Here is a 21113-nt window from a genome sequence, read left to right on the forward strand (position 1 = left end):
GGGATTATTTTTGAAGGATTCTGTTATGTGACTAATTTGTTGATTTATCTATTTCCATAACAATTCCCTTTCACAAGGCGAAAACTTAAGTTTCAGAAGGGAAAGAAATTCCCTTAATGTTCCGGTACAAATCAACAGCATACAAATCGGTCATGCCCGACACAAAATCCAATACGCTCTGCGTTCTTGAGTAAATGTCGGTTAGATCGGTGTGGTATTGTTTCGGAATAAGTTTAACCAACTTTTTATAGTAATGCGTATTGTTATGAATTAATGCAGGCACAAATTCTTCGAGCAAACCGGCCATAATTTTATATCCAGCCACCTCTTTTTGAATAACCGACGAGAAATTATAAATTCTTTCGATCGACACTTTTTCCACGGCTTTCCAGGCGGTAAGGTACGGCTCGGGAATTAAATCGGTAAGGCTTTGATTCAACGTTCCACTAAGCAAGCTTTCCTGTTCGCGGTAAAATATTTCGGCACAGCAGTTTGTTAAAGTATTGATGGCCTTTGCCCTTAATAAACCAATTTTAGCATCGTCATCTTCATAATTGTGTTTCAACCGATCTTCTATCGTAGTGGAGTTGGCAAAAGGCAATAAGTAACTTTTTACTTCCTCATACGAAAGAATTTTCAACCGATGTGCATCTTCCAAATCGATAATGCTGTAGCAAATATCATCGGCCGCTTCAACCAGATAAACCAGCGGGTGGCGCTTATAAATCAAATGCTCTGCCTGTTCTTGTTCCAGGCCAAGCTCGGTGGCAATTCTTTTGAATGTTTCTTCTTCTGACTGAAAAAAGCCATATTTTTTTCGGTGCAATAAACCTTTTTGTTTACCTGCAATGGCGGCACATGGATATTTGGCGATTGAAGCCAAAGTAGAATAAGTAAGTGCGTAGGCATCGTTACCCTTTCCCTTTAATGGGTGCGTTAATATCCTTATTGCGTTTGCGTTTCCTTCAAAATTGGTCAAATCGTGCCATTGCGGTTCGCTTACATCTTTTTGGTAAATCCGACCATCGCCGTCGGTAAAATAACGCGAAATTGCTGCTTCGCCGGAATGGCCGAAAGCCGGATTGCCCAGATCGTGAGCCAAAGCAGCGGCGGCAACAATGTTCCCTACTTCGGTAATTAGCGGCACCTCTTTAATTAGCGAAGGCATGTTTTCCTCAACTGTATTTAAAAAAATGTTCGCCATAGAGCGGGCCACGCTTGCCACCTCCAAACTGTGTGTTAGCCTATTGTGTACAAACACACTTCCCGGCAACGGAAACACCTGTGTTTTGTTTTGCAAACGCCTAAATGGCGAAGAAAAAATCAACCTATCATAATCTCTTTGAAAATCTGAACGAGCCTTGTCACGATCACCCGTCCAACTTTCTTGTCCAAACCGCTTATTCGATAGTAAATATTTCCACTCCATTAAATATTGTTAAAATTAAAACGGGGCCAAGTTAAGCAAAAGGCAAAAAATTGGCGGGATAATTTTTTAAGATTTGTTCTATTTATATCAAATGTTTAGGCGCAAAATTGTTTAAGCTGATAGCAATTCGAAACCATTTGCGCAATAATCTGTTCTGTAATAAAAATCGATTATGAAAACCAGCATATATAACAAGGCAGATCACACAGAAGGATATATAGAAACAGGTAGCGACAATGGCGTAAAATCGGATGTTCAGAAAGCCTACGAAACTCAAAATGATACAAATGAGGTCACCGCTTTTGGGAAAGAACCTAGTGAATTGATCGAGGGTAACCGCAAAGCGAAAGATGGATTGGACAATAGCGGCACGCAAGGTAAAGACTCACTGAGCGACGATAGCTATACCAATACTGGTAAAAATGCCACCGTTGAGAGTGCAGCCAGTGGAACGGGAAGCGCCGGCAAAGATTTTAAAACGGAGGGTAGTATTAACGAGCAAGACGAAAATCATGCTTTAAATACCGGAATATAATGGTTTGCTGAATAGCTATAACCAACGACTGATAAAAATTGTTGGGATAGTCTGTTCTGCTTGCACCTGGAATTTGAGTTGTTCAAAACTCTCGAATTATGAAACTTTAGAAGTCTTTTCCGGCAATCCCCTTGTTTTTAGATTGATTTCTATTCGCCAGATCTTCATCCTGACTTAAATTAAGATTCTTAAGTTCTTCACTGGCGTTTACATCAGATTTAGTCAAATGCGCCTCGTCGGGCAAATCTTTGCGCTTTATTTCTGGAAGCTTATGTCCATAGGTAGCCTCTCCATTATCCCACTCAATTCCATCGTCTGCGTTAGGATCTCTTTGATTTTCCTGATTCATGTGTAGCTGTTTTATAAAAGGTTATAATGAGATAACACAGCTCGAGGCGAAAAGTTTAGAATTTTAGATTGGCATTTTGAAAGTCGGACCGTAAGAAGCCGCATTGAAATAAGAAAAAGCGAACCAATCACTATATTCTTAACAAAACACAGTTTGCAATTATCTGCGATTATTGCAACAGATTATCATCTCTCCGGTTGTAACAATATCCTCATCTTTTATGCGCTGAATTTACAACCGATTAACAGCACCAAATAATTGCCCAGGTTTAATCCGGTATTAAATCGCGTATTTATACTTTTATTTCGCGTATAAACCTAAATGCTTGAGGATCATATTATTTCGATATTTGGTACTACCATCAAATTAAACTCTGTCATTTGAATACGCCATTGAAAGTGCTAATAGCCGACGACCATGCGATTGTGCGAAATGGCATTATTGCGCTGTTGATCAATGCTTCGGATATCAGCATTATTGCCGAATCTACAAGCAGTGCTGATCTATTTGAGAAATTGAGAGATGGCCTGGAGCCAGACATTGTTATTGCCGAACTGCATATGAGAGCTGTAGATGGTATTTCGCTTACCCGGCAGTTGATACAGCAATATCCGCACATCAAAATAATTATTTTGACGACTGTAGACGATGAGAATATAATTTTAAAATGCTTTGAGGCGGGAGCAAGGGGTTATTTGCTTAAAAACGTTAATGCAGCAGAGATCATTTTTGCAATTAAGCAAATTTCTTTCGGTTACGAATACATTTCGGCCAGTATTGGCATTAGGTTGCTGGCCCAAATTGCAAGGTCTGCTGCACCGTTAACCAGCGCATCGTTAAAACTAAATATTAGCAAAAGGGAAATCGAAATACTCGGTTTGATAGCCGAAGGGCTAACGAATGGCGAAATAGCTGAAAAGATGTTTACGAGTAAGCGCACCATTGAAGGCAACAGGCAAAACCTGCTCGATAAAACGGGAAAGAGAAATACGGCGGCTTTAATTACTTTTGCGGTAAGGAACGGCATTATCGATTAAGCGCTAATCTACGCCCTTTTGCTGATCGATGTTTGTGTTACTGTCAACGTCATCTTTAGACGATCCATTGTCTTCCCGATGTTTCGGTGGGTGCTCCATCCTACTCGCTTCAAGTTCGGTAAAATCTCCTTCTTTTTGGTTAGCGACTTCGCCGTGTGAAGATGGTTTTTCTTTCAACTCCTTTTCAGTGTCGGCAAAGTCTTGACCCTCCACAGGTAAATTCTCGTTATTATCCTCTTGATTGTTCATGCTTATAAAACCATAAGGATTACCTTTTGTTTCGCGAAAAAATAGCACAAAAAAAAGGCCCTGATTTTCATCAAGACCTTTCAATTCATTTTAAAATCAATTAAACTTTGATTTCAACTTCAACACCGCTAGGCAATTCAAGTTTCATTAAAGCATCAACTGTTTTAGAGTTCGAGCTGTAAATATCCAATAAGCGTTTGTAAGCGCACAACTGAAATTGCTCTCTAGCTTTTTTGTTTACGTGTGGAGAACGTAATACAGTAAAGATTTTCTTCTCTGTAGGAAGTGGAATCGGTCCACTTACAACTGCACCCGTAGGTTTAACAGTTTTTACGATTTTCTCAGCAGATTTATCTACCAAGTTATAATCGTAAGATTTTAATTTAATTCTGATTCTTTGGCTCATCTTATTTTTAATTATGATTTCCTGTTAGAGCTATTAACAACAGAAATCGGATTTATTTTTAAAAAGGTAGAGGGTTTAAGGTGTAAGGCTTAGGGTTTGAAACCTTTTACCTTACGCCTTTTACCTTATACCATTCTTAGTCTTCAGATTTAACTCTGCCTTTCGACTTCGCGATTACCTCGTCTTGTACGTTTTTAGGCGCTGGCTCGTAGTGATCAAACTCCATTGTTGATGTTGCACGACCTGAAGTGATGGTACGTAACTGAGTTACATAACCGAACATTTCTGAAAGTGGAACCAATGCTTTGATTACTTGAGAACCTGCACGTGTATCCATACCTTGTAGCTGACCACGACGACGGTTCATATCACCGATAACATCACCCATGTTTTCTTCAGGGGTTAAGATTTCGATTTTCATGATTGGCTCCATCAAAGCTGGTTTACATTTAGGTAAAGCCTCACGGTATGCCATACGGGCTGCAAGCTCGAATGATAAAGCATCTGAATCGACCGCGTGGAATGAACCATCAATCAAACGAACTTTCATATCAGGAAGCGGATAACCTGCCAACACACCATTTGCCATTGCAGAAGCAAATCCTTTCTCAACTGAAGGGATAAACTCACGAGGAATAGCACCACCAACAATTTCGTTTACGAATTGTAAACCGCCTTTTTCAAAGTCTGCATCAATTGGAGAGATTACCACTTTGATATCAGCAAACTTACCACGACCACCTGATTGTTTTTTGTAAACTTCGCGGTGTTCTGACGTACCGAAAATTGCCTCTTTGTAAGCTACTTGTGGCGCACCTTGGTTAACTTCTACCTTAAATTCGCGTTTTAAACGGTCAATTAAGATATCCAAGTGCAACTCGCCCATACCAGAAATTACTGTTTGACCAGTTTCCTGATCTGTTTGCACTCTGAAAGTAGGATCTTCTTCAGCTAATTTACCTAAAGCCATACCTAATTTATCTACGTCGGCCTGAGTTTTAGGCTCAATAGCTAAACCGATAACCGGATCAGGGAATACCATCGATTCTAATACGATTGGGTTTTTCTCATCACAAAGGGTATCACCAGTTTTAATATCTTTAAAGCCTACTACCGCAGCAATATCACCAGCACCTACGTTAGGAATTGGGTTTTGCTTGTTGGCGTGCATTTGGAAGATACGAGAAATACGTTCTTTGTTGTTTGAACGTGTATTGTAAACGTATGAACCTGCTTCTAAGTTACCTGAATAAACACGAATGAAACACAAACGACCAACGAATGGGTCGGTAGCAATTTTAAATGCTAATGCTGCAAACGGCTCTTTTTCTGATGGTTTTAATAAAACTTCAGCCTCGGTGTTAGGGTTTGTACCTACAACACCTTCAGAATCTAAAGGCGAAGGCAATAACTCCATCACATAATCAAGCATGGTTTGTACACCTTTGTTTTTGAAAGATGAACCGCAAACCATTGGTACAATTTTAGCATCTAATACAGCTGCACGTAAAGCGTCTAAAATTTCACGCTCAGTAATTGAGTTCGGATCATCGAAGAATTTCTCCATCAACGTCTCATCGTAATCAGCAACTGATTCCAATAATTTTTCTCTCCACTCAGCAACTTCATCCAACATATCATCAGGAATTGGCACTTCGGTAAAGGTCATCCCTTTATCGTGCTCATTCCAAACAATACCACGGTTGTTAATCAAATCAACCACACCTTTAAAGTTATCTTCGGCACCGATAGGCAATTGCAATGGAACTGCGTTACTGCCCAACATATCTTTAACCTGCTTAACAACTTTTAAGAAGTCGGCACCAGAACGGTCCATTTTGTTAACGAAACCAATACGGGCAACGTTGTAGTTGTTGGCTAAACGCCAGTTGGTTTCTGATTGTGGCTCAACACCATCAACTGCAGAAAACAAGAACACTAAACCATCTAATACACGTAACGAACGGTTTACCTCTACGGTAAAATCCACGTGTCCCGGTGTATCGATAATGTTGATATGGTATTTGCTACCACGGTAGTTCCAGTTTACTGTTGTAGCAGCCGAAGTAATGGTAATACCACGCTCTTGCTCTTGTGCCATCCAGTCCATTGTTGCAGCACCTTCGTGCACCTCACCAATTTTATGACTTACACCAGCATAATAAAGGATACGCTCAGTTGTTGTAGTTTTACCTGCATCGATGTGAGCCGCGATTCCAATATTTCTTGTAAATTTTAAATCTCTTGCCATTGTTTTAAAATATGATTACACAGATTGAAAAGACTTCACTGATCTTATATATCGATGAAAATTCCTTTATCTGTGTAATCCTTTTATAATCTATTTTATCTGTGTACTAGAATCTGAAGTGTGAGAACGCTTTGTTAGCCTCAGCCATTTTGTGCGTATCTTCTTTCTTCTTAACAGCAGCACCTTCACCTTTGGCAGCAGCTACCATTTCACCAGCTAATTTCTCTTTCATGGTTTTTTCACCACGACGACGAGCGTATAAAATTAACCATTTCATACCTAAAGCGGTTTTACGTTCTGGTCTAACCTCGGTTGGAACCTGAAAGTTAGCACCACCAACACGACGAGATTTAACCTCTACGGCTGGCATAATGTTAGTTAAGGCACGTTTGAATATCTCTAAACCGTTTTCACCTGCTTTTTTCTCAGCAATTTCAACAGCATCGTAAAAAATAGCGTAAGCGATAGATTTTTTTCCATCGTACATCATATTGTTTACAAAACGAGTTACCTGAATATCATTAAATTTTGGATCAGGAAGAATAATTCTCTTTTTTGGTTTTGACTTTCTCATTTCTTATTTCCTCCCGATTATTTCTTTTTACCTTTTGCAGGTGCAGCAGCTGCCTGACCTGGTTTAGGACGTTTAGTACCATATTTAGAACGACGTTGGTTACGACCAGCAACGCCTGATGTATCTAATGCACCACGGATGATGTGGTAACGTACACCTGGTAAATCTTTAACACGACCACCACGAATCAAAACGATTGAGTGCTCTTGTAAGTTGTGACCTTCTCCAGGAATGTAAGCATTCACCTCTTTACCGTTCGTTAAACGAACACGGGCTACTTTACGCATTGCTGAGTTTGGTTTTTTAGGGGTAGTGGTGTACACACGTGTACATACACCTCTTCGCTGTGGACAGCTGTCCAACGCTGGAGACTTACTTTTGAACTCCATTGCTACTCTACCTTTTCTAACTAATTGTTGAATAGTTGGCATTGTGCTTTTTTATGTTTTTTATTAAAAATTTACCGCTCCCCCGGCATCCTCTCAGATAGCCCATAAAACGGACTGCAAAAGTAGAACAATTCTTTTTAAAAATCAAGGGGTTAAGGGAAAAAGTTTGGAGTTGGGAGATTTTAGTCAGGAGTCTCAAGTCCAGAGTCTTAAGTCTTTGGGTAGAAACCTCGGGTTTATTGTTAAAATATCCAAATTGGAAGATTTTAGTGGTTAGTCTCAGTCCAGAGTCTCAGATCTTTGGGTAAAAGCGTCGAGTTATCGGTAAAAGTCCAAAACTAACACTGATGTTACGTATTAAATAAATCAGAAAAGCAAAACCTGTAGTTCTTCGCCTGGCTTCCGTCCCGTCGTCCGCTTTACTTCGCACCAAAGAAAAGGGGGGCTTCGTGCCCGCTCCCACCGGGTTTATCTTACTTGAGTAACCAGTCTGTTTGTTGTTAGCTTGATTAAACCAAAGGCTCAATGAAATGTTAGCTTCCCTTCTCTCTGGCGTTATCTGGTTTTCTATAAGTTTAAGGGTGTTTCCTTAATTACACCCGTTAAAACTATCTTTGAGCGCCTTTAACTTTGCAACAACGGCTTCTAACTCTTTAGGCGTTTTGCCGTAGTCGTAAGTTACCTTGTATTGTTTTCCATCGGCATTAACGGCAACCCATTCGGCTCCGCCATCGGCACAATCGGGGCAGCCAATCACCTCAGGCAGGCTCGTAATTTTGCTCATATTCAGCTCTGTTTTTATGGCTGCAATTTCATTTTCGGAGATGGTTTTTGTACATGTTCTCGTGTCAGGCGTTTGGCCGTTCTTCGTTTTCGAAAAAGTAAGTTTCGAATCGCTAATCAATAAGGTATTCGAACAATAGCCGGAACAAAAGCCAAAAGAAGTGCCATAGCTGATGCTATTGAGATTTTTAATGTTGTCTTTTTTGCAAGCAGAAAAAAAGAATAACGAAAGGAAGGATAAAAATAGGAGTAAATTTTTCGTCATAGGTTAGGGGTGAATTTTTACCAAAGATAAACTAAAACGAATAAAAACGGACAAAAAAGCAGGGATATCTCGCTTTGTGTGGTTAGCTACAGGCAAATAACCCAATGTGATTTTTAGCATTTCGTACATTCACAGGTATAGGTGCCTCATTCAGAATCCAGTGGTTTGCAATTTTTGAGGCGGTCGGCATCTAACGCACCATTTACGACGATACCGTTGCCCTAATAGATTTGCAATTCAGGATAAGGCTATTTTTTAACTGAGCGTTACAATCCCCAAAATTGGATCTGGCTAAACTCCAAGGGGACTACTTGTGCCGCAGTAAAATCCCTGGGAAACATCACAGCCTCTGAAAGATTACCAATAAAAGCCGAATTGAGCAAGGGTATTCCCGATGCCGACCCAATCCAAAAATCGCCCCCAGTTCTTGCAGTCGAAGGGGCCGTACTATCGTCTATTACTGTAACATTGCTTCTTCTTGCCAACTTGCTGCTTGTACCTCTGATAAAAGAGTATTGTTTCCAGGTATTTAGGCTGGTGCTATTTGCAAATGTCCGATCAGACACCGTACAACAAGGTTCAGCCGCATCAAAATAAACGTTCCCATTATTATAGTTCAGATGTAACAACCACCGCCAGGTTGTGCCGTTTACAAAGCCAAAAGAATACTGGATTGTGGTATTCGATCCCACTTTCGCAGCCAACAAAAACGTTCCGTTTATACCGTTGGTCATTAAATTTTGTAGCGGTTGCCCCACTATTAAATATTGGCTCCCGTTAAAAGATAGCGACGGCTTGGTGTTTCCTGTGCCCGCGGTGTTAAGTAACAGTTCGGGCTGAACCAACACATTTGTTTGGGTGGCGTGGTAGCCATTCAAGCCCTGATCGTACCATATCGTAGCAAGGAGTTGCTGCGACCCCTTAAAGGCAGCCAGCGTCATTTTATCGCCTACGTTTAACCCACTCGTGAGCGGTATAGTTGCTGTAATCGTAACTATACTTTTAGCGCTAACTACTCCGTTTACATCGAAAGCGATATCTGCTTCGGTATTATCCAGAAGAATATTACGCCGTACCCGCAAACAATATCCCGTGTATCCCCTTCGCAACTTCCTCAAACTATAAGCAAATGACGAGGCGCTTACCGGGGCCGCTTGATCGAGCAAATAGGTATTTTGATTCCCGCTCCAGAAGCTTTGGATGGGATTTTGCGCTAAAGTGTTACCGTTAAAAAATATAAGTAGTAAAGGAATGATTTGTAACAGCCTTTTCATTTGCAAGGTACATTAATTGTAAACCCTTCAATTCTGATGTAATCGTTACATTGCAATCACACTTGAAAAACACTGTTGCCAGACATCAGATTCGCAACACTTGCCCTACCATTGTCGAAACGTTCAGATCGGCGGGGAAGTGACGCTGAAAATTGCTGCTGATGCTGCAGTGCCTACAGAAATAAAGGCTAATGGCGCTTTTTAAATACAACGCCTGGGCGGCGGCATTAGGGGTGGATTGGCCGGAGCCAATAGGGCTTTTGCATCCTTTCTACCTCCGTAAACCGGCGTTGGCATAAAAAGCGCTGATTTTGCAATAATAGTTAATGCGATGTATGGTACCTAGCGGTAGTGGGGAAAAAAGCCATTCAGTTTATTCAGAAGGCACTTTTTTCGCATAAAGTAGTTTACCATCTGGAAATCGAAATGAACAAAAAAGAACAAAACCACGCATTACACCGGGCGTTGATTAGCCGATTAATTGAAGTGTTTTGAAGAAGTTGTTTGCTGTTGTGGACGATAGCTATGGAAAGAGAACCTCCTGAGCATGATTCGCGGTGCGGAAATAATTAATTCATCCACGCTGAAAATAGCAATACGCGTGGATAAGGCACTAAACTGCTAGGGATGCACAACAGCTAAAGCACCATTGATGGAGATAAAACCGAACAAACATACCGGAACATTCAATCCCATTTCAATTGACTACACTTTCTATTTGGAAGTTAACTAAGGCGTATTATAAAATGCTTTTTGATTATTGTTGACTATAGTGATCTCATTTGTGCCTAACGCAACTGGAAAAATAATCATCTCAGATTGATGGCCTGTATGAAAATAATCCGTTCCACCAATGTTAAAAGTGGTCATGTTTGCTGGGGATGCTGAGGGTGTTCCCGTATTGGTTACGCCAGTAGTAATACTTGCTCCGCTAATGAAAACCTGCATGCGTGGGGCGGTTGCCGATGCAATCATCATATAAGTTCTTAATAAGCCCACATTTCCTGAATTACTAAAGTAAAACCGGGCATAAGAGCCGCTACCTACATCAAAATAGAGAAAGTTGCCCCAATTGGCATGGGTTTGCCACCTTCCAGAACCGTTGGGAGAAAAACCATAGGCAACGGTACTACCAGAAGAAGCTTCAAAAACCGCCGATGCTGTACCGATATACCCAGAGGTAAGTATAGTGCTTGGCGCCGCTGCTACCTGTAATACCTGACTGCTGGCTCCGGTAAATAGAACACTTGTTTTTGTGTTAGACACGTCTATAACTCCGGCATTAACAATTCGTGGTTGTTTGCTCTCTGTTGCTTGCGTTACATTTCTTGCATTGCCACTTTGATCGTACCAGGTAGCTACATACACTGAAACCCCGTTGTAAAATGTGCTAAATGCCATTGTGCTGCCAACGGTAACCCCGCTTGTTGTGCCTGCAGAAGTAATGGTAACAATGCTGTTTGCATCAACTGCACCGGTGGTGCCGTTAAAGGCTACATCTGCTGTAGCCAAGGCCGTTCCTGTCCCTCTGCGAACCCGCATTGCAGGGCCTGCGTAAGCTGTTCTTAATTTTCGAACGCTATAGGCCATCGAAGCTCCTGTCGAACCGATTTGATCTAGCAGCCCGGTCCCCCCTTGCCTGGCTTTGTTAAATACCCAAAATTGCTGAAGTGGTGGCTGAGCCGCTACAAACTGGCAAAAGCAAATAACAATAGAAGTTAATAGCAGTTTCATCATCAATTATAGTTGTTGCCATACGTCCACCAATAAGTAGCACCATCATAATAGAAAGTGAGTATATCTACTGCATTGGCCACCTGCGTTAAGGATACAGCGCCTGCTCCACCATTGATTACTTTTGAGCCAGCAGGTAGTGTAATGGTACTTGTACCGGAATTGGTTAGCTTAAGCAGGCCAAACATACCAGCTTTGGGATTGGTAATGGTTAAGGCATTAGCACCCGCGGCAAGGGTCCAGTTGGCGTTAGCGCCTAAATCTAAATTCCACGTACCCGTTATGCTCTGTATGGTTGCTGTATAATTTGGCGCTGCAACGGTACCGGCTACTTGCAGTTTGGCTGTAGGATTTTCTATGCCAATGCCCATATTACCACCTGCCGTAATACTCGCTAAGGGCGCAACAATACTATTAAATGAAAAGTCGATACGATTGCTATTACTTTGATCGGCGGTGTAGTTAAACCTAATCTCTGCGCTGTTTTTGTTGGTGTTCGACACCCCAAATTTTAAGCTGGTATTATTGCCGGCGATTGTATTGGATGGCGCCATAAAATTAGCGATGTTCAGATAAGTTGCGGCAGTGCTTTCCTCTACAGTTAATTTACTTGAGGGAGTCATTGTGCCAATTCCGGTGTTGCCATTCTGATCAACTATAAACTGATCGACATTATTTGGTTGACCGTTTGGATTGGTAAAAATAATCATTGAAGTTCCGTGGGCAGCGGCCGATTGCTGCTGGGTGGATGAAACCCTGAAACCAGCTCCACCAGTAGAATCAATGGCATTGGCCGCCCTAAATACCCCTAAGGTATTGTTTGCCGGCGGGTATGTGGCCGTTGCTTTAGTGTTTCCGCTGGCCTTAAATAAAAACAATTGCGGATATCTTGTATCCGAATAAGTAATCCCCTTGTAGGCATTCCAGTTGTTTTCATTTTCGAGCCTGAAATCTCCGTTTCTTACGTGTAAAGTAGCCTGGGGAGCAGCGGTACCAATACCCATCTTTCCGCTATCTTTAATAACAACCTCGGTGCCCGCAGGGCGAGCCGTTGTGCCGTTACTTAAGGTACCAATTTTTAACATCGTATTGGCATTATCGTTCACCCAGGCATCGTTGGTTAAATCGGCAGTTGCGGTAGAGGCTGCCGTAAGCCATTGGGTATCGTCGTGGTATTGTAGTGCTTTGGTAGTGCTGTTATATCTAATCATCCCAGCCCGGTCAGAGGCAGTTGTTAAGGCATCAGCAGTAGCGTCGGCAGTGCCTAATTTGGCATAGCCTTTAATATCTAAAAGCGACCTTGGAGCAGTAACACCTATGCCCACATTGCCCGACCTGGTGTTTATATTCATTAGTTCTGTCCCTCCTGCGTTTGGAGAAAAAACAAATCTGCCTGAAGCGAAACCAGGGCTAACAATAGTGCCATCTGCTATACTGGCAGTGGTGCCTTCTGCGATATAAGCAAGTGTGCCAAAGTCCTCATCTTTAGCATTCACACGACCTCTAAACTGCAGCTTACCCAAATAATCACCCACGTTAATGTTTTGTTCGGCTCCTGGCGATCCCGCCGCACGAGTAAACAAAAAACCAGGCGCCTGGGAGGTGGTAAGCCCAGGGCCAATTCGCTTGAACTGTCCAATAGCAGCAGGCCCCACTACATCTAACATCCATGAGGGAGTGGATGTGCCTATACCTACCCATCCATTATCTTTTACCACCATCTCTGTGCCTACAGGCCGGGCGGTTGTACCATCGCTCAATGTGCCGAGCTTTACCATTGTATTGGCATTATCGTCAACCCAGGCATCCTTAGTAAGGTCGCCATTGGTTGCGTCGGCCACCCTTACCCATTTTGTACCATCGTTATAATAAAAGCCTGGGCTTACATTATTGGGCGCCGTACCGGCTGTAGCTGTATTATAAACCATCATGCCCGCAACATGCGCTGTTAAGGGCGCAAAAGCAGTGGTACCAGTTAATGCAACCCGTGAAATTAAAACGCCTTTAGTGGTCGATTTTACTTCCAATGCAGCATTGGGATTAACTGCTCCCGCCGTTCCAACACCCACGCCTCCGGTATTTTTATTATAAATATCGCTACCATTCTCACTCCACTTGCTCGGGTCTATGGCGGTCTTGGTGCCCTTGGCATCAATAACCACCTGCGCCTGCGCATGCATCATAGAAATTATGGAGAATATGAATAGAAGAATACCTATTTGCTTCATCGGGAACTTTTGTTTTCTTAAAAATCATCAGGCAAAGCGCTTGATGTATTTTGATGGAATAATCGCTGTGCATGATTAGGCAACCGTTGTCTAGCGTTTACCAAAACTGTCACAGTAATCTTTTCTACCATCATTTGATCAATGGGTGATTATTTTACCCACTGAACCTCGATAATATCGCCTGTTGTAACAGTATAGCCGTTTTCAACTAGCGTAACACTACCTGCGGTTGTGATCGTATAATCGGATTGAATAGAACTGTTACTTCCGCCTACCAGCTTCGCTCCATTCCTGTATACCCATACCCTCGACGGATTTGCGGGCATATCTGCTACTGCATAGGTAAGCGTCCCCGTGGTTGCACTAATAGAGGTTTCCCCACTTTGCAACAGAGACGCGGCAGTAACTCGTTTCAACACGCCGCCCGGTGCTGCAACCACCAAACTATCCGTACTTAAGTCTCCGGTTTGTAAACCTGCCACCCTAAGCGTATTTGTAGCATCTGTTGCAATAACTGTTGGCTGTGTCAAGGCACCCCCTAGCCTCACGGTATTTCCGCTCTTAGTTAAACCATTCGTAAACGTTAATGCATTGAAAAGCGTTGAAGCTGGTATAAATTTTAGCGAGCCATCCGGATCAACCACAACCACACTGTCGGTACTGGTCGTGCCTGCCGTCAACCCAGTAATCCTTAAAAACTCAGTAGCAGTCGTCTGGATAGTTGTCGTTTTAGTTAACAAGCCACCTAGCTCAGCGGTCTGTCCGTTTTTTGTTAGCCCATTGCTTGCTGCTTTTATGTAAGTAGTGCTAATGTTGTTAACAGTATCCTTAACTGGATTTACCGTATTGTTCAACTGAGTTGGAGTTACAAACAGCAATGTACTGTCTGCCTTGGTAATAACGGCGGTCGCACTGTCAAGCACCCATTTAATCGTTCCCTTGTTATCAATAACCTTTGTGGGAACTTTTTGCGCCATTGCCGAGATGCCGACCATGAGCATAATACCTAATAGTAGTAAAATTTTTGTTTTCATTTCTTTTTTTGCTTTGGTGGAGTAAAATTTGTCTATATATGTTTTTTTTTTGATTTCTATAAAATTTGAACGATTCTGATCTCATCGCCTTTAACGCAGGGAATCTCAGATACTATTGAGGTTGCACTGTTCTGGGTAAAGGAAATGGACACGCCATTTCTGTAAAATGATAATTTATTGATATCGGTAATTGTTGCAGGGGTATTAAAAGTCTCTTTCCTGAGATCATCAATCACTTCCAAACTTTTATAAATAGTTATACCACTCTGGGTCAGCGGTGCTTTTTTCACCAAACCTGTTAGCGGATCTATTACCAACACCATATCCTTAGCAACATCGCCAGCGGTTAGTGTTCCTATGATCACATCGCCCTGAACATCTAAAACCGCATTGGGACTATTGGTACCAATACCTACTCTGCCCGATTGTACCACACGCATTCTTTCCGCTCCATTGGTTTTTACAATTAAGGGGTTGTTATCTGAAGTTCCTAAATACTGAGTCGCAGGATTCGTTCCGGCGTTACCTGTGAGCCTCCATTCACCGGTGGTTGTTGTTGCAGTACTAAGCATTATCCATCGCGTTCCATCACAATAATAAATAGCAGGGCTAACATCGGCTACTGTTGCGGTGTTGAACACGACCATTCCATTAACGAAAGCCGAAAGTGGGCTCGCTTGTGTTGTGGCCCTCAATTCAACCCTCGGAAGGAGTAAGCCTTTATTACTTGTCTCTAATTCTAATATTGCATTGGCATTAGGCAAGTTGCCTCCTGAAACCGTTCCATCCTTTACTTTTTGTTGCGCAAAAGAAGACGCGATAGAGATTGACAATACCACTACAAAGAAAAATAGTCGTTTTTGAAAAAGTATTGTTTTATCTCTTGAAAGCATCCGTTTTTGTGAAAAATCTCAGTTTGTAGCTCAACAGTCTGTTAAAATTAATTCGTTCGAGTTAACAAGTGAAAACCGCTTTCGAACTAGCATTTAAAAATCAACCACGGGGTGAATAGTTAATTTAAATCTTTTGGGAATGGTGGGATTTTTTTTTAACAAATCAGCCTAACCTTATATCGGTTTTGGAAGAAATTTGAGTGCAAATGTAAGCAAACCAACCCAATAATGAAACATTGTTCGTTGAACACGCATTATCGCTCGGTGAATGAGGGGTTTTATTCCATGAATGATTTAGACAACTACGAGTAAGTAGTTAAGTCGATTTTTGTCTTATTTCAAAAGACTAAATTCGTCCGTTTTTTAAGACGCTTCTGGTCTTCGGTTTTTTGGTTTAAAGAAACGATAGCCGGCTTTTTCAAATCTTAAAATTTTAGTTGTAAAAAGCACAATCAGTGCCTGATCGATCGAGAAAGTGCACCAATTCATCTTCAGATTCCAGCCGCCCGATTCAGCGATTACCGGGAGTATTTTTGTTATTTTATTATTTTTAAATGACAATTCGATAGCCGGCACGCCGTATAGTTTACTGATACCTTGATAACTAATAAGTTACAAATACGTTTTAGTAAATCATTTATGTGCTTAAACAAAATCGTTTTAGTTATGAAAGGTTGTCACATACAAATCCTCCACTTTTTTTCGTGCCCAGGGCGTTCTTCTCAAAAAGTTCAAACTTGATTTAATTGTTGGGTTATTATTGAAGCAATCGATCCTGATTAAACTTCCTAATGTTGCCCACCCGTAATGGACTTGCAGATCGGTTACTATTTTCTCTAGCGTTATTCCGTGTAATGGATTATTTTTCTGTATTTCGGCCATAAGGTCAAAATTAGTCATTTGGTCCCGTCTTACTTAAAGGTATGGATGCTTTTTTCAAAAAAGGTCTGAAGTTTGCGACGGGCCAATCAAGCTAGCAATAACAGACGCTACAATTCTGCCGCTTTGGACTGTAGCGTGGAACGGGAAAATCTTTTATACTGTGTTAGCGGGAACACCGGCCGTTAGAACAAATTTTTCGCACTAGCATCTCAGTCAAGCTGAAGATGACGAGCGTTTATATTCAATGCCCGTGAAAGTTTAAAGGACTACGTTCATCAAAAAGAAGACGGGCGAATAGAAATTCGACCAGACAAACACCTCCATTTTGAGCAAAAAAAAACCACCTAAAACACGGTTAAGCGCTTTAGGTGGTTAAATTGAAAATCAATTTATTAGTTTCCTTGTGGAGACCAGCTATTATTGTCCGGGTTTGAATCTGGCAAAACCTTATCAGGATCCAGCGTTACGGATTCTACCTCGTCGGTGCTCGGGTAACGAATTATCCACGAGGTATTTTTCATCCAAACATCAACCGGTACCTTTATGATGTCGGTTTTACCGCCTTTTGTTTTAACCTGAAGAATAATTGGCATTGGCATTTTTTCTAAGTTAGCTACCGTAATGTTGTAACCAGTAGTTTTGTTATTTTCTTTCACAGCCTCCACGCCTGCTATCGCCTGATCCATTTTCCAGCTGTTTAAGAACCAGCTTCTCCAAAACCAGGCTAAATCTTCACCTGCGCCATTTTCCATCGAACGGAAAAAATCAAACGGCGTTGGGTGTTTAAATGCCCAGTTTTTGATGTATTGACGGAAGGCATAATCGAAACGATCTTCGCCGAGTATTTGCGCTCTTAAAATGTCCAATCCCCAACCTGGTTTACTGTACAAATTAATACCGATGTTTCTTTCTATCATTCCGTCAGGCATCTGCATGATGTTTTCGTATATCGGGTTGCCAATGGCGGCCTTACCGATTTTGTTCATATCTGCAGGACGCTCTGCGTATTCACCCTTATTGAAATTCTGAGAAGAAATACCGTTGATAAAGGTATTGAAACCCTCATCCATCCATCCATATTTACGCTCGTTCGAACCTACAATCATTGGGAACCAGGTATGGCCGAACTCGTGGTCTATTACGCCCCACGCGCCTCCCTTTTTGGCATTCCAACCGCAAAAAACAATACCCGGATACTCCATACCTCCAATATTTGTTGCCACGTTTACTGCCATTGGATAAGGATACTCGAACCACTTGGTCGAATAATGTTCAATTGTCGATTTTACATACTCTACACCACGGCCATACGCATCAACGCCATTGCTTTCTACCGGCTGAGCCGAAACCGCTAACGATTTTTTACCACTCGGTAAATTGATACGTGCAGCATCCAAAACAAAGGCTTTCGACGAAGCCCAGGCAGCGTCGCGGGCGTTAACGATCTTAAACTTCCAGGTCAGTTTTTGTTTGGCCGGGCGAGATGCCGGGTCAGTAACTTCAGCCTCAGTACGAATATGAACGGTGGCATCACTATTTTTTGCAGCGTTCCATCTTTGCAATTGAGTTGCAGTAAAAACCTCCTGCGGATTTAACAACTCGCCCGAACCCATTACGATATGTGTTGCCGGAGCAGTAATAGCGAAGTTGATATCGCCGTACTCGCAGTAAAACTCACCACCTCCCCAATACGGTAATGTATTCCAACCAATCACGTCGTCGTAAACGCACATGCGTGGAAACCATTGCGCAATAGCAAATATTTCACCGTTCTTGGTTGTTAAATGGCCTGTTCTATCCGATCCTTGTTTCGGAACAATATAAGCGTAATCAATTTTAACGGTAACCATATCGCCATTGGCAGCCAGCGGCTGATCTAAGCGAATCTGCATCCTCGTATCTTCTACCAACGAAGTAAACTTAACGGCAGCAGCTTTTTGCATTACACTTACCTTGCCGATCTTATACCCACCGTCGAATTGTTCGCCTTGGGCACCGTAACGACTGCGCGATGGCGTAACCATCTTCCCTCTGGAATCTTGCTTAAAAGTATTTTGGTCTAGTTGTAACCACAAATAAGGTAATTTATCGGGGCTGTTGTTTTTATAGGTAATCGTAACCGTTCCCGTAACTGTGCTCGTAGCCTCATTAAGCTCGGCAGTGATGTTATAATCGGCACGGTTTTGCCAGTACTTTGGCCCCGGAGCGCCAATCGCCGATCGAAACTCGTTACCATTCTGCGTGTAAAATAATGGGCCAAATGCCTCAGCCGGATTGTAGTTTGTTGGTGTTTTTGTTGTTGTTTGGGCCGAAGTGTTTAAAATAACAGCTAGCCAGGCCATACAAACAGCAAGTAGTCTAATTTTCATGATAATAATAAGGTTATTTGGTCGTAAATATAAAAAAAACACACGTAGCTATCTACTCTGTGGTTATAATGTTACTAATGAGGTTGAAAAGCAGAAGAAACAAGGCTCGGCGGTTAGTTTTGTTCTAATTATCAGGATTTCACCAGATGAATACAACATGTTGGATAGTTTTGATTATTGTTTGGAAACGAACGCTAGTATTTCATAGGTGCTTTAGTCCTGTACCGAAGGCACTCCTATGGAGCCATACGCTATAGCCCCTTACCAAAGAGATTTTTGGGCTGCCGCTGCTGTCGGGTTTATAAACCGGGGATTTTGCAAGGCTGAAGTTGCCAAAGTCATCCGATGAATACAGCACGTTGCAAAGTATTCATCGGATGACTAATTACATCGAACGACTAATTTTTGACAGCGTTACCGCCGCATTGAGGTTTATGAAAGTTCGATCAATAATTCGACAATTGAATTTTAGTCGATCTTAAGTTTTGGTAAATCTCTAAGTTTTTTCTGCGCTGGCGTTAATTTCTGCCAGGCAACGAAGGCTTGCGATATGTAAAAATCGTAGCGATAAGGCCGCTCTGTTTTTACCTGCTCAACAGTGGGGCGGTAAATGATCATAAAATTCTTCAGTTCTTCTCCCTGAAGTTTTGTTAAATCTACAATTGCTTTTTCGGTAAAGTGTTCGTCTATCTCCTCAAGGTACATTTCGCGTTCCTCTAGCTCGGCCTCTTTGCGTTGCTGCCGCTTGTATTTGCCATAACCAAGGTTAAGATTTAAGCCACCCACCTTATCAGTCATTCGTTTGCGGTTAAGGTTACCGCCTGTATTTAATAAGGTGTATTTTTCGGCCAACGGATCTTTTGCGTCTGTAATCTGACTGTTCATCCGCACCGCTTTTACATCAACCTCTGCCAAACTGGTCGATTTAACAGGCAAATAAATGGTTCTGTTTAACAGGTTGGTTAAGTAAAGCGTATCGGTATGGTAACCTACGGCAGAAAACTCGAGCAAATCGCCCACATTTGCTGCAATCGTATATTTACCTTCTTTATTGGTGTTAGTAGATTTTTTGCTATTCAAGTTTCGGACATTTACACCCGGCAGCGAAAGTGTTTTTTTGGAGTAATCGAAAACAGTTCCGGTGGTTACAGTTTGCGCAAATACACTAACTGGCAGTGCAATAAATAGAAAAATGAGGAGCTTATACATATTCAAAAGTAGTTTAGTTTAGTGGTTAAAGGTTGCTTTTAACAAACTTTAACATATAACAATCGAACTAGCCAAGTGTTTCATTGTATTTTTCCTCATCAAATGAAATCAATACCGCAAGCCCCTCTTTTTCAATTATCGGTCTTTTAATTGCACTTGTATTTGCTGTAAGGTAATCAATTGCCTTTGCAGGGCTGTCAATTGCCGCTTGTTCTTCCTTACTTAGCTTTTTCCAGGTTAAACCTTTTTTATTTAATACCGTTTCCCAACCAAAAGCTTCAAACCATTGGTTCAATTTGTCGGCCGTTACGCCTTTTTTCTTAAAATCGTGAAACTCGAAATCGATTTGATGTGCTTTTAGCCAGTCGAGCGATTTTTTTACTGTGTTGCAATTTGGAATTCCGTAAACGATCATTGTTGAATGAGTGAATTATTGAATGAGTGAAATGTTGAATGAGTGAATGAGTGACGAAATACCGCAGCCGTTTCGATCAAACGCTCCGCGCAACCATTGCATGAATATGCCGTAACAACCGCGTCTTCGTCCTACTAAGCTGTTTGCAATAAATTAATACCAGATAGTTCCTGTCCTATCTGATGAATTCCGCTTAAAATTTTTTCAGCTTGTTTTGTTGATGGCTTTTTGGTTCCTGAAACATACTGAGAAAGCAACGTGGAGTTCATTCCGATTTTTTCAGCTAAGAACTTAGCATTTAATACCTTATAATATTTAAAAAACTGTTTAAAGTCAATTTCAAATTTTATATCATTCGGTTCTAATTTTACTTTTTCTTCCTCAAAGTAAAACTCAGTTGCTTCATAGGCGCTATTTATCAATTCAGGAATAGATCTTCCTGTAGTAAATATAGGGTAACGCTCAGAATACGCAGAGAAACCGGTATCCGTTTTCTCAACAGTCATTATAATTTTCCTTTTAGCCATAGCGTCATCTTTTAATTCCAGCGTCTTTAAGAATTTTTATTTCCAATCCCTTGCCAATTTCTTGACTACCATGATTCGGAAATATGATTACTCCTTTTTTTGTTGCATGCCTCATTTTGATGTGCGAGCCTTTTTGGGATATCGCATGCCATCCGTCTTTCGTTAATATGCGATAAAGTTCGGAACATTTCAGTGGACATTGCTTAATTTAGACATCACAAAAGTAAATTATAATTTACTTTTAAACAACCTTTTTTTTAGTTTTCATTACGGCCATCCAT

21 protein-coding genes are annotated in these 21113 nt (G+C 41.5%); 2 read left to right on the forward strand and 19 right to left on the reverse strand.

Translation table 11 applies throughout. From position 1 onward, the window contains the following. Positions 1-85: 85 nt before the first annotated feature. Positions 86-1429, reverse strand: a complete 1344-nt coding sequence (gene dgt, locus IZT61_RS09325; protein WP_196100872.1) for a dGTP triphosphohydrolase — start codon at positions 1427-1429, stop codon at positions 86-88. A gap of 172 nt (positions 1430-1601) precedes the next feature. Between dgt and IZT61_RS09330 the strand changes: the two genes are divergently transcribed. After that, positions 1602-1964, forward strand: a complete 363-nt coding sequence (locus IZT61_RS09330; protein ID WP_196100873.1) for a hypothetical protein — start codon at positions 1602-1604, stop codon at positions 1962-1964. A 106-nt stretch (positions 1965-2070) separates the two neighbouring features. Here the strand turns inward: IZT61_RS09330 and IZT61_RS09335 are convergent, their stop codons facing one another. Next, positions 2071-2313: a hypothetical protein gene (locus IZT61_RS09335; protein WP_196100874.1), complete on the reverse strand. Its 243-nt coding sequence runs from the start codon at positions 2311-2313 to the stop codon at positions 2071-2073. A 380-nt stretch (positions 2314-2693) separates the two neighbouring features. Here IZT61_RS09335 and IZT61_RS09340 point away from each other — a divergent pair, with 380 nt between their 5' ends. Continuing rightward, entirely contained in the window at positions 2694-3350 is a 657-nt protein-coding gene (locus IZT61_RS09340; RefSeq protein ID WP_196100875.1) for a response regulator transcription factor, read from the forward strand. 3 nt (positions 3351-3353) lie between these two features. Here the strand turns inward: IZT61_RS09340 and IZT61_RS09345 are convergent, their stop codons facing one another. The 17 genes from IZT61_RS09345 to IZT61_RS09425 form a co-directional block, all read right to left on the reverse strand. After that, the gene (locus IZT61_RS09345) at positions 3354-3683 is read right to left on the reverse strand and encodes a hypothetical protein (RefSeq protein ID WP_196100876.1); all 330 of its coding nucleotides are present in this window, start codon (positions 3681-3683) and stop codon (positions 3354-3356) included. Between the two features lie 16 nt (positions 3684-3699). Beyond that, complete coding sequence (gene rpsJ / locus IZT61_RS09350; RefSeq protein WP_008244591.1) at positions 3700-4005, reverse strand: 30S ribosomal protein S10; 306 nt, start codon at positions 4003-4005, stop codon at positions 3700-3702. A gap of 136 nt (positions 4006-4141) precedes the next feature. Further along, positions 4142-6256 (reverse strand): elongation factor G, encoded by a 2115-nt coding sequence (gene fusA / locus IZT61_RS09355; RefSeq protein WP_196100877.1) that lies wholly within the window; start codon positions 6254-6256, stop codon positions 4142-4144. Between the two features lie 106 nt (positions 6257-6362). Continuing rightward, on the reverse strand, positions 6363-6830 hold the full coding sequence (gene rpsG, locus IZT61_RS09360; protein WP_196100878.1) for a 30S ribosomal protein S7: 468 nt from the start codon (positions 6828-6830) through the stop codon (positions 6363-6365). 17 nt (positions 6831-6847) lie between these two features. After that, positions 6848-7261, reverse strand: a complete 414-nt coding sequence (gene rpsL, locus IZT61_RS09365; protein ID WP_196100879.1) for a 30S ribosomal protein S12 — start codon at positions 7259-7261, stop codon at positions 6848-6850. A gap of 547 nt (positions 7262-7808) precedes the next feature. Next, entirely contained in the window at positions 7809-8267 is a 459-nt protein-coding gene (locus IZT61_RS09370) for a hypothetical protein (RefSeq protein ID WP_196100880.1), read from the reverse strand. Positions 8268-8533: 266 nt separating this feature from the next. Continuing rightward, positions 8534-9541 carry a hypothetical protein gene (locus tag IZT61_RS09375; RefSeq protein ID WP_196100881.1) on the reverse strand — a complete coding sequence of 336 codons (1008 nt, stop codon included), beginning with the start codon at positions 9539-9541 and terminating at the stop codon, positions 8534-8536. Positions 9542-10270: 729 nt separating this feature from the next. Continuing rightward, positions 10271-11278 carry a hypothetical protein gene (locus tag IZT61_RS09380; RefSeq protein ID WP_196100882.1) on the reverse strand — a complete coding sequence of 336 codons (1008 nt, stop codon included), beginning with the start codon at positions 11276-11278 and terminating at the stop codon, positions 10271-10273. Beyond that, on the reverse strand, positions 11278-13503 hold the full coding sequence (locus IZT61_RS09385; RefSeq protein ID WP_196100883.1) for a hypothetical protein: 2226 nt from the start codon (positions 13501-13503) through the stop codon (positions 11278-11280). Before IZT61_RS09385 ends, IZT61_RS09380 begins: the two co-directional genes overlap by 1 nt. A 149-nt stretch (positions 13504-13652) precedes the next feature. Next, on the reverse strand, positions 13653-14537 hold the full coding sequence (locus IZT61_RS09390; RefSeq protein ID WP_196100884.1) for a hypothetical protein: 885 nt from the start codon (positions 14535-14537) through the stop codon (positions 13653-13655). A 56-nt stretch (positions 14538-14593) separates the two neighbouring features. Beyond that, on the reverse strand, positions 14594-15430 hold the full coding sequence (locus IZT61_RS09395) for a hypothetical protein (RefSeq protein ID WP_196100885.1): 837 nt from the start codon (positions 15428-15430) through the stop codon (positions 14594-14596). A gap of 660 nt (positions 15431-16090) precedes the next feature. After that, positions 16091-16330 carry a VF530 family protein gene (locus tag IZT61_RS09400; protein WP_230383917.1) on the reverse strand — a complete coding sequence of 80 codons (240 nt, stop codon included), beginning with the start codon at positions 16328-16330 and terminating at the stop codon, positions 16091-16093. 374 nt (positions 16331-16704) lie between these two features. Next, positions 16705-18681 carry a M1 family metallopeptidase gene (locus IZT61_RS09405; RefSeq protein WP_196100886.1) on the reverse strand — a complete coding sequence of 659 codons (1977 nt, stop codon included), beginning with the start codon at positions 18679-18681 and terminating at the stop codon, positions 16705-16707. Positions 18682-19149: 468 nt separating this feature from the next. Beyond that, positions 19150-19890, reverse strand: coding sequence for a carboxypeptidase-like regulatory domain-containing protein (locus IZT61_RS09410; RefSeq protein WP_196100887.1), 741 nt, complete (start codon positions 19888-19890; stop codon positions 19150-19152). Positions 19891-19957: 67 nt separating this feature from the next. After that, a complete protein-coding gene (locus IZT61_RS09415; protein ID WP_196100888.1) occupies positions 19958-20305 on the reverse strand; it encodes a Spx/MgsR family RNA polymerase-binding regulatory protein in 348 nt (115 codons plus the stop codon). A gap of 134 nt (positions 20306-20439) precedes the next feature. After that, positions 20440-20832 (reverse strand): helix-turn-helix domain-containing protein, encoded by a 393-nt coding sequence (locus IZT61_RS09420; RefSeq protein ID WP_196100889.1) that lies wholly within the window; start codon positions 20830-20832, stop codon positions 20440-20442. 4 nt (positions 20833-20836) lie between these two features. Next, positions 20837-21040 (reverse strand): type II toxin-antitoxin system HicA family toxin, encoded by a 204-nt coding sequence (locus IZT61_RS09425; protein ID WP_317193192.1) that lies wholly within the window; start codon positions 21038-21040, stop codon positions 20837-20839. Positions 21041-21113: the final 73 nt, after the last annotated feature.

Origin of the sequence: Pedobacter endophyticus (assembly GCF_015679185.1) — a bacterium.
Classification (GTDB): domain Bacteria; phylum Bacteroidota; class Bacteroidia; order Sphingobacteriales; family Sphingobacteriaceae; genus Pedobacter; species Pedobacter endophyticus.

Bases quoted from the DNA above. Each gene is read 5' to 3' on its own strand.
- dgt (WP_196100872.1), bottom strand. From the start codon at position 1,429: ATGGAGTGGAAATATTTACTATCGAATAAGCGGTTTGGACAAGAAAGT.
- IZT61_RS09330 (WP_196100873.1), top strand. From the start codon at position 1,602: ATGAAAACCAGCATATATAACAAGGCAGATCACACAGAAGGATATATA.
- IZT61_RS09335 (WP_196100874.1), bottom strand. From the start codon at position 2,313: ATGAATCAGGAAAATCAAAGAGATCCTAACGCAGACGATGGAATTGAG.
- rpsJ (WP_008244591.1), bottom strand. From the start codon at position 4,005: ATGAGCCAAAGAATCAGAATTAAATTAAAATCTTACGATTATAACTTG.
- fusA (WP_196100877.1), bottom strand. From the start codon at position 6,256: ATGGCAAGAGATTTAAAATTTACAAGAAATATTGGAATCGCGGCTCAC.
- rpsG (WP_196100878.1), bottom strand. From the start codon at position 6,830: ATGAGAAAGTCAAAACCAAAAAAGAGAATTATTCTTCCTGATCCAAAA.
- rpsL (WP_196100879.1), bottom strand. From the start codon at position 7,261: ATGCCAACTATTCAACAATTAGTTAGAAAAGGTAGAGTAGCAATGGAG.
- IZT61_RS09370 (WP_196100880.1), bottom strand. From the start codon at position 8,267: ATGACGAAAAATTTACTCCTATTTTTATCCTTCCTTTCGTTATTCTTT.
- IZT61_RS09375 (WP_196100881.1), bottom strand. From the start codon at position 9,541: ATGAAAAGGCTGTTACAAATCATTCCTTTACTACTTATATTTTTTAAC.
- IZT61_RS09380 (WP_196100882.1), bottom strand. From the start codon at position 11,278: ATGATGAAACTGCTATTAACTTCTATTGTTATTTGCTTTTGCCAGTTT.
- IZT61_RS09385 (WP_196100883.1), bottom strand. From the start codon at position 13,503: ATGAAGCAAATAGGTATTCTTCTATTCATATTCTCCATAATTTCTATG.
- IZT61_RS09390 (WP_196100884.1), bottom strand. From the start codon at position 14,537: ATGAAAACAAAAATTTTACTACTATTAGGTATTATGCTCATGGTCGGC.
- IZT61_RS09395 (WP_196100885.1), bottom strand. From the start codon at position 15,430: ATGCTTTCAAGAGATAAAACAATACTTTTTCAAAAACGACTATTTTTC.
- IZT61_RS09400 (WP_230383917.1), bottom strand. From the start codon at position 16,330: ATGACTAATTTTGACCTTATGGCCGAAATACAGAAAAATAATCCATTA.
- IZT61_RS09405 (WP_196100886.1), bottom strand. From the start codon at position 18,681: ATGAAAATTAGACTACTTGCTGTTTGTATGGCCTGGCTAGCTGTTATT.
- IZT61_RS09410 (WP_196100887.1), bottom strand. From the start codon at position 19,890: ATGTATAAGCTCCTCATTTTTCTATTTATTGCACTGCCAGTTAGTGTA.
- IZT61_RS09415 (WP_196100888.1), bottom strand. From the start codon at position 20,305: ATGATCGTTTACGGAATTCCAAATTGCAACACAGTAAAAAAATCGCTC.
- IZT61_RS09420 (WP_196100889.1), bottom strand. From the start codon at position 20,832: ATGGCTAAAAGGAAAATTATAATGACTGTTGAGAAAACGGATACCGGT.